Genomic DNA, 13,398 nt, shown 5'->3' on the forward strand with positions numbered 1-13,398 from the left:
AAAAGTTAAGTTCTTATCGCCCAAAGGCTTAGTTGTAGCTCTGGGTAATTTCCTGAGAGGTGAATAGCAATTCCCCCGCTGGAACGTAATTTATCCCAATGTTCACCATGCCTATTTAATTCAAAATAATGAAAACCAGCATGATAAGGAATTTGTCTTGGTGCTGTTGGTAAATTGCTAATAGTAATACCTGGAATTTGGTTATTTACCAGATCTCGAATAGTTTCTACACTGCCAATTTTTATTTGCGAAGGCAGAATTTTTCTTAATTCTTCATGTGGCACACTTGCTTTGATTGCTAAAACAAATTGAGCTGAATTGAGAATTGACTTGTCTTTTAACGCACCAAAAGAAATACCAAATTTACTTTGCTCAAGTTTAATTTCAGTTGCTGTTTGCTCAATAACATGGCTTAACGATTGGTATAAAAAGTTAACCACTTCATTAAATACCTGTCCTAAATTAGTATGATCATAATTAGGTAATTTAGGTACCCTCTTATTAGCTGTGCTGAAAGTTGACAACTCGCCCGCAAGCTCAATTAAACGACTATAAAATACATTAGGGTGTAAGCTATTGACACTAAGCAAGTTATTAAATATCGCATCATACTTATTTAGTGTTTGCAGCATGATAAAATCTGCAACTGAGGTACTCCCTGCATAGCCTTGACTGAGCCTAGCGGCTATACTTTCAGCGCGCTGCTTTATCATTGAGCCAATTTCTCTGACCAGCCCTGATAAAGGTTTGCATTGCCCTACTTTTAAAGAAGGAGGAATATACTTAGCATCTAACTTTATTTGCCCTTCACTACTCACATCTATAATTCTCGCCAAAGGCAGTACGATATAGCCTGAATGATCATCAGAAGACAGCATCAATTTGCTATACACTTTCGCAACTTGAATAATTTCCTGAGATTGTGCCCCTAATAAATCATCACTCACTGACAAGTCATTGAGCTTATACCGAGTAACGGTGTTATCGTCGGCTGAAGATATATTAATCCCGCTATTTTTTAGCGCAGGGATAGCAAGGTAAACAATCTCATCAAAAACATCTTTATTAACCACTAGCGGTTCAGGTAATGATGTTGATTGAGGCATATCTATTGGTAATAAATCTGGAGTGATTGCTGATAATGCGTCTACAGCAAACTGCCCGCTGTTAAGCAATTCATTATCAATACTTATATCGATTATTCCCCACGGATCAGCAAGATTGCCACTGCATACTTGCTTGATAACATTAGAAATATATTTATCTGCTTGTTGAAAGTGCTGAGGTCTTAAAAACATTCCTTCAGTCCAAGCAACACGAGTGTTATCACCCATTTTTAAAAATCCTTTTTTATTGCTCTCTCATGTATGTCGCAATTGCTTCTACATTAACATTGATATCGTCATAGCCGGTAGGGTCAACTTCTATAACCGCTCTCCACCTTGCTTGATCTATATTTCTATAAGCAACAACAACCCCAACGTAACGAGTATTTCGATTAAGGCTCATTTTATATTGTTGTATTGAGTCAGGCTGAAGTTCTAATTCATCTTTTTTTAATAAGTCAGGTCCGAGGATTTTTTCTGGTGTGTCGTACAAGCTAAAAAAGTCCTGCGTGTCAAAAATAGTTCTTGAGCTAAGCTCAAAAATTTTCATTACCACTGGAGAAGGACGTTCTGACGTATCTGGATTAACATTTTTAGATACATTAATGATCAGATCGGTAGAAGGAGGTACGATTTTATTCATCGTAGTACATCCCATAACCAAAAATAGTAAACTAAAACTCAATAAGTAGAGCTTAACTTTGTACATTATTTACTTTCCTTTCTAGTGCGTTTCTTTGATTCGATCGTTGTATGCCTTTAAAAAATCATCAGACATTGCCATGGCGCCTTTAGTGTTCACTTCCTGAGAAATATCATCATATAAACTTTGATATAACTTCCAGCATTTAGACTCTATTTGACCAGGGATAATTTTTAACACGTTAGAATTATCGTTTGCCTGTTGATTAATTTGCATGGGAGAAACCTGCGATAACATCCCTTTTAACACACCATCTGCACCAGCGAGTAAAGCATGCTCATGCTTACGTGTGTCTATAAAGCTTTCTTTAATAGATTCATTCGAAGACAGAAAGCTTGCACTATTTTTTATGAACAAGTTCTGAATAACATCATCAATATTGGCAGAAAATTTTAATGGATTGTTTTGTTCAGCCTGAAACATCGTATGATTCAATCTTAATTTGTTTTTTACAATCGCGCGTTGACGTAAAGATTCCATAAGCTCAGTGAGTAATAAATTAAGCCCTTGGCCCATTTCAAACCACAGTTTTTCATTATCTAACGAATTTTTAAGCTCATCTTTAATCCCTAACCCTTTTAAAAACGCATCAGATAACGCCTTGTCATTTTGAACTACGTTCTTTATTGGTGCAGACTGTTTGTCAGGTTTGTGCTCATTAGCGTGGCTATTTGAACGAGGAGGTTCTTGAATAGGCGCAGGCGCAGGAGTATCAACAGGTGCTGATGAATTGCTAACATTATTGCCAATGTCAAAGTCATCGGTATTCATAAGGCGCGTTAATTCATCCCAGTCTTCAGGAATATGATTATCTGTTGTTTGTTGCGCAGTCACTGATATCTCAGGCATCGACTCATTCATAATCGAGTCATCGAATGAAGGTATAGACTGCTCAGCCGGTTGAGAGTTTTGCGTAGCGAAAGTATCTACTGATTGAAAATGACTTGGAGCAGAACTACTCACATCAGCTTGTTGATCTGATGTTAGCACTACATTGACTTGAAAATCGCCGATGGTTAATACGTCACTGTCTGACAAACGTTGTTTGTTGCCTTGACCAAGCGGCGCTACAGCAAAGTTAATAAATAATCCATTAGTTGAATTATCGTATACGTAAAAAGAGTCACCTTCTTTTTCTATTATACCGTGTTTACTTGAGATTATTTTTTCGGGATCGGGTAAATGCCAATCGCACGCTTCAGAGCGACCAAAAGTTAATGAATCTGTTACAGTTTTAGTGGCTTCTATTTCAGGCGAAAGTCTGTGATAACTAGTGATGTTTAGTATCAGTTCCATTTGATAAGTCAGTCCCTTATATCGTTATTGTGAACAGGATAAAGTAGAAGCGAAACTATTGTCAACATTGAAATTAACACAAGAAAATATTGCGCTCTTGATTTTGTCTCTAAAACAAGATGTTTGATAAACACATTACACAGCGATGAAAGATTTTACCGTAATGCTTTATAACTAGGCCAAAAACAGCCTGTTTAGAGACCCCTTCTAGCTTTAAACCGACTTTTTCAATATATAGTAAGGGAAATTTACCAACAACAATATGTCACTCAGGCATTGCTATAATTGTATATTTTTGTAAAATACATACTCATATCAGAGGGAAAATTGATAGATAAGCAGAGAATATTTACCTTTGTAATTATTTAACTTAACACAATAAAAGGATTTTTTATGAGTAGTACTAATGATCACAACGATAAAACTCAGATTGCTTCCCTAGACTCAAACACAAAAAAAACGTCAAACATTCGCAAGCAAAACCTACTTGGCAAAAAAATATCTGGCCGCTACTTAATTGAAGAGCTGATTGGCCAAGGCGGTATGTGCTACATTTATCGGGCGCGCGATACTTTTTTAGAAAGCAGTAATCGCTCAGAAGCCACAGTAGCAATTAAAGTACTTCAGGAAGAATTTTCAAGCTCTGAAGAAGCTATTTCATTACTAAAAGATGAAACAGCAAAAACACAGCAACTTTCCCACCCAAGTATTGTAAAAGTGTACTCAGCAGACTCTGACGGCGATTTATATTATGTCACTATGGAGTTAATTGAAGGGGAAACACTGGAACAAATTATTAAACGTAATAAACCCTCAGGTTTAGCGTTTAAAAAAGCAAAAATTATTTTAGAGCAATTAACCAATGCGCTAATTTATGCCCACTCGCGGGGCGTAATTCATAACGACCTTAAGCCCTCAAATATTATTTTTGACTCTAACGGCAACCTTAAGGTGCTTGACTTTGGTATTGCCAAACACAAAAGCTTAGACGATCAATACGCTGTAAAAAATGACAGTGAACTGGCAACTATTGGCGGCTACACCCCAACATATGCAAGTCCTGAGCAATTAAAGGGTAGTGAAGCATCAGTAAAAGACGATGTTTTTTCTTTTGCCTGTATTGCCTATGAACTACTTAGTAGTAAACACCCATTTAACCGTGTTGCTGCAGACAAAGTACCTAAAAATACAGCAGTTAAAAAACCAAGTAACTGCCCTATTCTTTTGTGGAACAATTTAAATAAAGCATTAGTTTTAAATGCGAATCAAAGGCTTGAATCATTAGAGCCCATTTTAAAAAGTCTCACAACAAACTTAAAGCCAGCCATTTTTGCAAGCGTCGCCAGTATCGCCATTATTGGTTTAATTGCGCAAAATTATTACTCAAGCTCAGATAATACAAAACAATTACAGGCACAACTCGATAATGCCAAAGCGATTAACCAACAAGTAGAAGCGTGGATGTCTTGGCAGGGGCCAACTATTTTAAACAAACTTGAACAAATTCCACCACAATATGAAGTGCTTAAACAAGGGTTACTAAGATCAAACCAGCAAAGCATATTAGAGAGCTTTAATGATGAAGCTAATCAGTTTAATAATATTGCAGGTCGTAAATTTAAAGATTTCGATAAAATCATAGCCGTCTACTCTGATGCATTAGATTATTACCCTGATTCAGAAAAACTATCGATGCAATTAGAAAGTGTACTTAGAGAACGCCAATCAATTATTTTTGATATTACAGCCAGAATCGATTTATTACTTGAACAGTCGCGTTATAACGAAGAGCAGCCCAATAGTATTGCTCACTTAGTTTCAGACTTAAAAGAAGTTGATAAAACTTACCGTTATCAGCCAACAGATCTTCACCTTGATAATTTCACTGTTGCGTTAAATACCGCTATAGAAAGTGACGATGTGATCACCCAAAAAGTTCTCTTAAACGTGGGTAAAATCGTTTTTACAAACAACAAAAAAGCGGATGAGTTACTAGCAAATTTAATGCAGCGAGAGTCTGCTATTAATGCATTAACTGCGTATCAGCAAAAGGTTAATTTAGGCGAACAAGCCGACTTTCCGCGTGCCGATGCAGTGGTGTTTTATGGTCCTAAGTTTCAACGTTTCTCGGCTCAATTAGAAACAATAGAAGATCATAAAGCGTTAATGGAGTTTGAAGAGTTTATTAAGTCTGAATCAACAGCATTACCGAATGACTTCTCACTTTTAGTCTCGTTGAGAAAAGAATTATCTAGACGTTACATCAGCACAGCTAACGATTTAATGAAAAAAAGAATGTATAAAGCTGCTGAGCGCTTAGTTGAAAAAAGTGAAGCGATTACTCAGTCTTTAGATAATATGCTTTAAAAAGAGTATATATTTATTGCTCAAAAATAGCACAGTGGTGATTGAATAACGATTACATAGCTATTAGACTAAAATCAAAATACAGATAACAAAGTCAAGGACGACGAGTGCATTCATATCATCATACACTCCGCCAAGATTTTACATATTTAGAGTTTTTATAATTAATGGAGTACCTATGAAAAATTTAAGCTTACTAGCTGCAGCCCTCATACTCTCAGGCTGTTCAGCAACATCTAAAACCAGCAAAACTGAAGATGTCGTTATTGAGCCAACCCCTCAAGTGAGCGAAGAAAGTGCACCAATATCACTTACGGTTATTACTAACCCAGCTGATTCTAGAGTACGGATAATGAATATAGTGCCTGTATATCAAGATGCAATTGAACTAGATGCTGGTAAATATGATATTGAAGTAAGTAAAGCGGGCTATGTAACTTATAGAAAATGGGTAACGGTTGATAAAAAAACCATTTTAACTATAGAGCTCGATGAAAAACAGTTAAGCCAATCAGCGCAATAGACTGTTTAAAAAAGTGAAATGCCTTTAATGAATAAAGGCATTTAAACATTAATAATAAACATACCATGCATAACTACCCAAGCTTAAATTCACCGCTATACACAGCCACAATATCACTATAAATACACGCTTTTGTGACTTATGCCTTAAAGTCTGCTGCGCTATAAGTGCACCAGGCCATCCTCCCAATAGAGCACAGAGATGTAAATGTCGTTCAGGTATACGACTTACTTGCTTGCGATTCGACTGTACTGCTTTTCGTTTGTCCCACGCATAATATAAAAATGTAATACCACTGAGTAGTGAAATATATATCGGTACGAACATCTCAATTTTATGATTTAAATAAGCAAGCCATAGTAAAGCTATAAACACGCTCGAAAATATAATTAAGGTACTTTTTATCAAAAAATAATCGCCTATAATAAGAATAATAAATAAACACTCGGGTTAATTATGACATATTTAAAGGCCGCGATGCTGCTGTTATCGCTATCTATATTTAGCACTCTAGCAAATAATAAAACAGAGTCACTAGCACCAGAACTTGCGATTTTCACGCCCTACTTAGGCACTTGGCAAGCTGATTTTAATACCGAAAAAGGTGAGCCAAACATTCAAGATGTGAGTAAATGGCAGCGCGTACTTAATGGTAAAGCCATTCGTACTACACACTCTATTAATGAGGGTGAGTATGGAGGGGAATCAATGATTTTCTATGATCGTAAAAAACAGTCACTTGTTTTCTATTATTTCACAACAGCTGGCTTTTATACTAAAGGCGTCATGAAAGTACTGAGCCCAACACAATTTGTGGCCTATGAAGATGTTACAGGTAGCCAAGAAGGGATCACTAAAGTGAAATCAACCAGTGAATTTAAAGACCAACAGTTTGTTGTGTCTACTTCTTATTTAAAAAAAGGTGAATGGACTAAACCGGAAGTTCGAACTTACTATCGCAGTAATAAAGACGTTAAATTTAAATAAACAGCTTCATCTTTATATAAAAATTATTTAGCCATTAAATCGATATAACTTAATGGCTAAATAGCGGCTAACCTATCATTTTACAAATTTCTTAAACGCATCATCCACTGGCGTATCTGCAAGATGATTGGTGTAATTACTCATCACCTTTTGCGCAAGACCCAATACAATTTCTAAAAGCTGTTGCTTTGTATAGCCAGCGGCAAAAAACTTATCCTGCTGTGACTGGCTTAGCACACCTCGTTCGCGTGTCATCTCAAGGGTTGTTTCACGAAGAACTTCAAGTTTTACATCCTCCAGTGGCGTTTTATTAACTAGCGCATCAACAATACCTTGATCAACTCTCATTGAAGCGGCAATTGCGCTGTGTGCTGGTACACAGTAATGGCATTCGTGCTCAACATTAATTGACTGCCATACCACTGTTAGCTCTTCTGCGTTAAACGATGTTTTTTGAAATAGCTCATGCAGTACTTGGTAGCCTTTAAGTAAGGTTGGCGCCTCAGCCATTACAGCATGAAGGTTGGGTAACATACCAAAAGCAGCAATAGAGTCTGCCAATAGAGGTTGTGCTTCTTCTGATGCATTTTCTTGTGTGTATAGGGTAAATTCGGCCATCACTAACTCCAATTAAAAATAGTTTTAAGTAACATCGAGACACATACTATTTGATTTTGAGCGATCGCTCAAGTTAAAATTGAACAGTTGCTCAACTTAATAGAAACTATCATGGCCAATAAAGTTAAATTTGAACGCGAGCAAGTTGTTTATGCCGCTAGTCAATTATTCTGGGAGAAGGGCTTTCATGCTACATCTACCCGCGATTTACAAGATGCAATTAATATGCGTCCAGGCAGCATTTATGCGGCATTTGGCTCTAAGGAAGGTTTATATTGTGAAGCGATAAAAAATTATGCCAAGCAAATGCAAAGCTTAATAGATGAACGTTTAGTATCATGCAGCAGTATTCTTGAAGCACTGCAAGACTTTGTAGAATATGTTGTTATTTCCTCACAAAGTCATACTCCAAGTTCTATCTGCATGTTAGTTAAGGCAAATAATGAGTTTGTTGATAAAGACAGCTATCTTTATCAAATCAGCGTAGAGCTGATGATAGACTTTGAACATTACCTTACTGAACTATTTACAAACGCTATAGCTAATAAAGAGCTCAGTGGAAATACCTCGGCTATAGATTATGCTCGTTTTTTCCAAATACAATTTACTGGCTTACGTAGTTATTTTAATCGACCAAATGTAGAAAAGTTGGCCAAACCAATGATCGAAAACATGTTTTCACTCATGAAGAGTCTTTAGCTTAAAATAAAAAGGCAGCTAATAAAGTTAGCTGCCTTTTTAATCTAAAACCCAAGTTCAACGTCTAGGTTTTTAATTTATTAAGCTCAGAGTCTTGCTGCGCAACTAGTTTATTTAACTCTTCGCTACTATCGCCTGCTTGAGCAGATAAATCAGAAAGCTGTGAAGCAGCATCAGAAATTATCGTCAAGTTGCGATTTATTTCTTCGGTGACTAAGCTTTGCTCTTCAGCAGCCGTTGCAATATGGGTAATTTGATTGGTTATTTCATCTACTTTCACAACCACACTGTGCAGTGCATCAAAAGCTGTTGAGGTTTCATCTACTGCAGCTTCGGCGCGTACTACACCTTTTTCGATAACAGTTGATGCATTACCCACTTCTGAAAGTAAGCTATCGATTAAACTACTAATGTCATCGGTTGAGGAGCGCGTTTTAGATGCTAAAGCTCTAACCTCATCAGCAACAACGGCAAAACCACGTCCGTGATCCCCAGCTCGTGCAGCCTCAATAGCTGCGTTTAGTGCTAGTAAGTTAGTTTGCTCAGAGATAGTTCGGATCACATCAAGTATTTGAGTAATATCATTACTACGCGATGCTACTTTTTCTACTGCCTGATTAGCTTCTTTAATTTCTTCAGACATGGTTTTAACTTGCGTCATAGCCGATGATAAGCTCGATTCGCTACTAACCACTAAGGTGTTAATTTCATCAGCTTGTTGCGCCGACTGCTCTGAAGCTTTTGCCACTTCAAGTGCTGTCGCGCTCATTTCGTTCATTGCAGTAACCACACTTTCAATTTCTTTAAACTGTGCCTGCACATTATGCTTGGTTTCTACCGCAATATTTGAGGTAACTTCACCTTGGTGCTTGGTTTGATCTGAGACCGCTTTAAGCTCACTGATCAATTCACGAAGTTTTGATAAAAACTTATTAAATCCTCCAGCCAGAGCTATAAGCTCAGCGTGAGTATCAACATGCAGAGTTTGTGTTAAATCACCTTCAGAGCTTGCTAAGTTGTCAACCCGCTCCTGAATTTGTTTAAGAGGAGCCACAACACTGCCTACTACAAGCTTCATTACTACAAATGCCAATACCGCAATCACAGTCCCGGTGATCAAAATAATCACACCCAGTTCTTTTGCTGCCTCAGACATGCCCGCAGTTAATTGAATAGGCCCCTCAAAAGCAAGTTCAGCGGGTACTTCAATTAGCAACATCCATTTCACATCAGCAAGCTTAATTTCAATCGGGTAAGACACCATTATTTCAGCGCCCTGTTTGTTTATTCCTTTAGTGCCTTTTAGTGCTTTGTAACTCTCATAACTTTTAGCGCTAACAGCTTCTTTTAGTGGGCGGCCTAATTTTTCTTTGTAATGACTTGTACCAACAATTAAACCCAAATGACTAAGTAACGTTACTTTTGCTTTGCCATCGTAAAGCGCCTTTGAAAGCTCTTCTGTTAGTTTTTGAAATACAGGTAAAGTTATATCCGCCCCTGTAACGCCTACAAACTTGCCTGATTTAATAACAGGGACAACAAGTGAGGTCATCATTTCTGAGTAACCCGGTGTAATCTCATACAAGTAGGGTTCCATAATGCATGGTTTTAGCTTGTCTTTAGCACACAAATACCACTCTGCCTCACGTAAACCAAATTCGTTTATTTTATCCGCGTATTTTTCTTCCGCGTCTTCCACAACCTGTTGCTCAACCAAACCATTGCTGTTTTTGGTAAAATAAATTTCTAATGTTCCAGCACCGGCAACAGAGTGATTGTATCCTTGAGTAAATTCACTATCTTTACCATCAAAACCATTTTTTTCAAACTGTGAATAAATAGAGGAAATAACATCATTACTTTCTAATATTGAACGATTTAAAGAAACAACTGAATCACGCTTTATTGAGGCTTTATCGGCATCTTCTAAAATACTACCAAGTGAAAAAGGTATTCGGTAAGCTTCATTAATAAAGGCGGCAATTTTTTCACCATAGGCGGCTGCATTTGCTGTTAATCGCCCATCCACCTCATTAACAATTAGAGTCTCAGCTTCTGCAGAAGTGTTGGCATTACTCGATGAGAGTTTAGACCAAAGTATGCCTGAAAATAGTACTACCGTTAAAAGTATACTTCCGACGCTTATCCATAATAACTTTTTTGCTAACGCTATTTCCCGCATTTATAACTACCTTGCTTTACTTATTTATTTTTAGTTTAGACCAAATTAAACAACATATTATTAATTATTTTAAAATAATATGGATAACTTAATCTCATAGCCAACGACCATTTAACTTTGCTTATTTAGTCGCAGAGTCACTAACACAACAACAAAAAGCAAGCTAACACTTACCCACAAGCAAGCTTGTAATCCATATAGTTTATACACTAATCCTGAGAATACTGTCCCAACCAGTCGACCGGTTGCATTAGCCATGTAATAAAAGCCCACATCAAGTGATACTGCATCGCTTTTAGCAAGGCTGACTATAAGGTAACTATGTAAAGAGGAATTAACTGCAAAAGCAGCACCAAAAATTAACAAACCGGTGATCAAACTAATATGAATAGCAATATTAAACTGCATGAGCACTGCTAATATAAAAGTCACCCCCGTTAAAGCAATGGCCCAGTAGTATGCCTTATTAAGCACATCAATTTTATTAGCCGAATTACCGGTTATTTTAGGGGCTTGTGACTGCACAGCTCCATAGGCAATAACCCACAGTGCCATAAAACCACTTACCCACCAATGATCCCAGTTAAACTGAGCGGCCAAATAAACAGGTAGCGCAACTACAAACCATACATCACGTGCAGCAAATAAACATAATCGCGCAGCACTGAGTAAATTAATGGCTCTGGATTTTGAAAATAACTCCTTAAATTTAGGCTTATTTTTGGCTTTACCCATATCACCTTTTAAGTAAATAAGGCTAACCAACCAAGCAATACCTAACAGAGCAATCAACGCAAATAATGCGCCTTTAAAGCCCACTAAAGTTAATAGTAATCCACCTAAAAAAAAGCCTATGCCTTTGAGCGCATTCTTTGAACCGGTTAGTAACGCAATCCATTTATATAGTTTACTTTGCCCTGTTTCGTCATCAGGCACTAAATACTTAATTGCGCTTTTAGCACTCATTTTATTCAAATCTTTGGCAATACCACTGAGCGCTTGTGCAGCCATAACGTAAAAAACGCCCAGCCAATCACTAGGTACACATAACATAGCTAAGGCAACAAGCTGTATGCCTAAGCCAATATTCATGGTTTTATTTAAGCCTAAATGCGCGCCAAGCCACCCCCCCACTAAGTTAGTGATCACCCCAAACACTTCATAAAACAAAAACAGCATAGCGATGGCAAGTGCATCATATCCTAGCTGATGGAAATACAGCACCACCAGCATTCTCAGCGCCCCATCGGTTAAAGTAAACGCCCAATAATTACCGGTAATAATTAAATATTGTTTTATCGCTTGAGGTAAATCACTAAGTTGAGCAAACATGGTTAATATCTTAGGCTAATTAACTACATCACTTTTTGCTACTTTTAGCATAAGTTCGGCGGTACGGTTTGCATATCCCCACTCATTATCGTACCAAGCATATAATTTAAGCTGGGTATTATTAATCACCATGGTAGAAAGCGCGTCAATAGTACAACTACGCGGATCGGTTTTATAATCAATAGACACAAGTGGCTTCTCTTCATAACCTAAAATCCCTTTTAATGTGCCCTCTGCAGCCTGATAAAACCACTCGTTTACTTCATCTTGCGTAACACCGTGTTCAAGCTCAAATACACAGTCGGTAATTGATGCATTAGTAAGTGGCACACGAACAGCATGGCCATTAAGTTTCCCTTTAAGCTCAGGGAAAATATGCGTAATAGCCGTAGCACTGCCTGTTGTGGTGGGAATTAAACTGGTACCACATGAGCGAGCTCGACGTAAGTCTTTATGTGGGGCATCAATAATAGTTTGGGTGTTAGTTATATCGTGAATAGTAGTCATAGAGCCGTGTTTAATACCCACTTTTTCTTGTAGTACTTTAACAATTGGCGCTAAACAGTTGGTTGTACATGATGCCGCTGTAACAATTTTATGCTCATCAGGATTATATAAATCATCATTTACGCCCATCACTACATTTAAAATACCGTCTTCTTTCACCGGTGCAGTCACTACCACACGTTTTACACCTTGAGCTAGGTAGTGATTTAATAATTCGGTGGTTTTCATCACACCGCTGGCTTCAATGACTACATCGCAATCTGACCAATCAGTATCATCAATGTTTTTATTATTAGTTACATCAATGGTGTGTTTACCTACACTAAAGCTGTGCGCTGATGCTGTTACATTGTGTGCCAAACGCCCATGTACTGAATCAAATTCGAGTAAATGTGCATGCGTTTTAGCATCGCCAGCAACATCATTAATTTTAATAAATTCAATTTCTGGCCAATCAAGTGCTGCACGCAATGTTAAGCGCCCCATACGGCCAAAACCATTAATCCCTACTTTAATTGTCATAATAAATACCTTTAAAAGTTAATTAACAGCAGTTTGCTGCACGCTCAGGGCGGTTACCCATTGCATTGAGTCGATTTAAATCATCGTTATAAAATTCAATATTAGCGCTACGGGTTTGTGCTAGTACATTTTCAGCCCACTCTGGTAGGGCTTTATTAATACTGTAATACACCCATTGATTTTGCTTACGATCGCTCAATAAGCCACATTGCCTAAGCTGGGCTAAGTGACGAGATACTTTAGGCTGGCTAAGCTCAAGGGCTGCCACAAGCTCGCATACACATAATTCTTGCTCATGGCTAATTAGCAGCATGGCTTTTAAGCGCGTATCGTCAGCTAAGCATTTATAAAACTGTAGTGGGTTGAGTTGTTCCATAGCGTCCTCATTTGGTTTATGCATATACAATAAAACAAAAAACAAACATATGGAATAGTGAATATATGAAATTTCGAATATAACTGATTTTATCTATTTTCAATTCATTTATAGATATAGTTGCGAATAAAAAACACGCGATGATCACTCATGGCGTGTTTTTATAAACAATATAAAGAG

General features: G+C 37.4%; 13 protein-coding genes. 4 read left to right on the forward strand and 9 right to left on the reverse strand.

Annotated features, from left to right (window positions below; translation table 11 throughout):
- Positions 1–5: 5 nt before the first annotated feature.
- From tssK to tagH, 3 genes are read right to left on the reverse strand one after another with little or no spacing between them, the layout of a single operon-like run.
- On the reverse strand, positions 6–1,334 hold the full coding sequence (tssK, locus tag AN392_RS00770; protein WP_010389395.1) for a type VI secretion system baseplate subunit TssK: 1,329 nt from the start codon (positions 1,332–1,334) through the stop codon (positions 6–8).
- 16 nt (positions 1,335–1,350) lie between these two features.
- The gene (gene tssJ, locus AN392_RS00775) at positions 1,351–1,815 is read right to left on the reverse strand and encodes a type VI secretion system lipoprotein TssJ (RefSeq protein ID WP_010389398.1); all 465 of its coding nucleotides are present in this window, start codon (positions 1,813–1,815) and stop codon (positions 1,351–1,353) included.
- A gap of 15 nt (positions 1,816–1,830) precedes the next feature.
- Positions 1,831–3,105, reverse strand: coding sequence for a type VI secretion system-associated FHA domain protein TagH (tagH, locus tag AN392_RS00780; protein WP_010389400.1), 1,275 nt, complete (start codon positions 3,103–3,105; stop codon positions 1,831–1,833).
- Positions 3,106–3,498: 393 nt separating this feature from the next.
- Here tagH and AN392_RS00785 point away from each other — a divergent pair, with 393 nt between their 5' ends.
- Both AN392_RS00785 and AN392_RS00790 read left to right on the forward strand, forming a co-directional pair.
- Positions 3,499–5,472 carry a serine/threonine-protein kinase gene (locus tag AN392_RS00785; RefSeq protein WP_010389402.1) on the forward strand — a complete coding sequence of 658 codons (1,974 nt, stop codon included), beginning with the start codon at positions 3,499–3,501 and terminating at the stop codon, positions 5,470–5,472.
- Between the two features lie 178 nt (positions 5,473–5,650).
- Entirely contained in the window at positions 5,651–5,995 is a 345-nt protein-coding gene (locus AN392_RS00790; protein WP_010389403.1) for a PEGA domain-containing protein, read from the forward strand.
- Between the two features lie 48 nt (positions 5,996–6,043).
- On the opposite strand, the gene AN392_RS00795 is transcribed toward AN392_RS00790, so the two are convergent.
- Positions 6,044–6,403, reverse strand: coding sequence for a DUF1294 domain-containing protein (locus AN392_RS00795; RefSeq protein WP_054201396.1), 360 nt, complete (start codon positions 6,401–6,403; stop codon positions 6,044–6,046).
- A gap of 48 nt (positions 6,404–6,451) precedes the next feature.
- Here AN392_RS00795 and AN392_RS00800 point away from each other — a divergent pair, with 48 nt between their 5' ends.
- Positions 6,452–6,982, forward strand: a complete 531-nt coding sequence (locus tag AN392_RS00800) for a hypothetical protein (protein ID WP_054201397.1) — start codon at positions 6,452–6,454, stop codon at positions 6,980–6,982.
- 75 nt (positions 6,983–7,057) lie between these two features.
- Here AN392_RS00800 and AN392_RS00805 read toward each other — a convergent pair whose 3' ends face one another.
- Positions 7,058–7,600 carry a carboxymuconolactone decarboxylase family protein gene (locus tag AN392_RS00805; RefSeq protein WP_054201398.1) on the reverse strand — a complete coding sequence of 181 codons (543 nt, stop codon included), beginning with the start codon at positions 7,598–7,600 and terminating at the stop codon, positions 7,058–7,060.
- 111 nt (positions 7,601–7,711) lie between these two features.
- On the opposite strand from AN392_RS00805, the gene AN392_RS00810 reads away from it, so the two are divergent.
- A complete protein-coding gene (locus AN392_RS00810; RefSeq protein WP_010389407.1) occupies positions 7,712–8,299 on the forward strand; it encodes a TetR/AcrR family transcriptional regulator in 588 nt (195 codons plus the stop codon).
- A 64-nt stretch (positions 8,300–8,363) separates the two neighbouring features.
- Here the strand turns inward: AN392_RS00810 and AN392_RS00815 are convergent, their stop codons facing one another.
- The 4 genes from AN392_RS00815 to AN392_RS00830 all read right to left on the reverse strand — a co-directional run bounded on the left by AN392_RS00815 (position 8,364) and on the right by AN392_RS00830 (position 13,218).
- A complete protein-coding gene (locus AN392_RS00815) occupies positions 8,364–10,481 on the reverse strand; it encodes a methyl-accepting chemotaxis protein (protein ID WP_055011526.1) in 2,118 nt (705 codons plus the stop codon).
- 111 nt (positions 10,482–10,592) lie between these two features.
- Positions 10,593–11,813 (reverse strand): organoarsenical effux MFS transporter ArsJ, encoded by a 1,221-nt coding sequence (arsJ, locus tag AN392_RS00820; RefSeq protein ID WP_055011527.1) that lies wholly within the window; start codon positions 11,811–11,813, stop codon positions 10,593–10,595.
- A 15-nt stretch (positions 11,814–11,828) separates the two neighbouring features.
- Complete coding sequence (locus tag AN392_RS00825; RefSeq protein WP_054201402.1) at positions 11,829–12,842, reverse strand: ArsJ-associated glyceraldehyde-3-phosphate dehydrogenase; 1,014 nt, start codon at positions 12,840–12,842, stop codon at positions 11,829–11,831.
- Positions 12,843–12,864: 22 nt separating this feature from the next.
- On the reverse strand, positions 12,865–13,218 hold the full coding sequence (locus tag AN392_RS00830; RefSeq protein ID WP_008108943.1) for a metalloregulator ArsR/SmtB family transcription factor: 354 nt from the start codon (positions 13,216–13,218) through the stop codon (positions 12,865–12,867).
- Between the last annotated feature and the right edge of the window lie 180 nt (positions 13,219–13,398).

Origin of the sequence: Pseudoalteromonas sp. P1-16-1b (assembly GCF_001401785.1) — a bacterium.
Classification (GTDB): Bacteria; Pseudomonadota; Gammaproteobacteria; order Enterobacterales; family Alteromonadaceae; genus Pseudoalteromonas; species Pseudoalteromonas undina.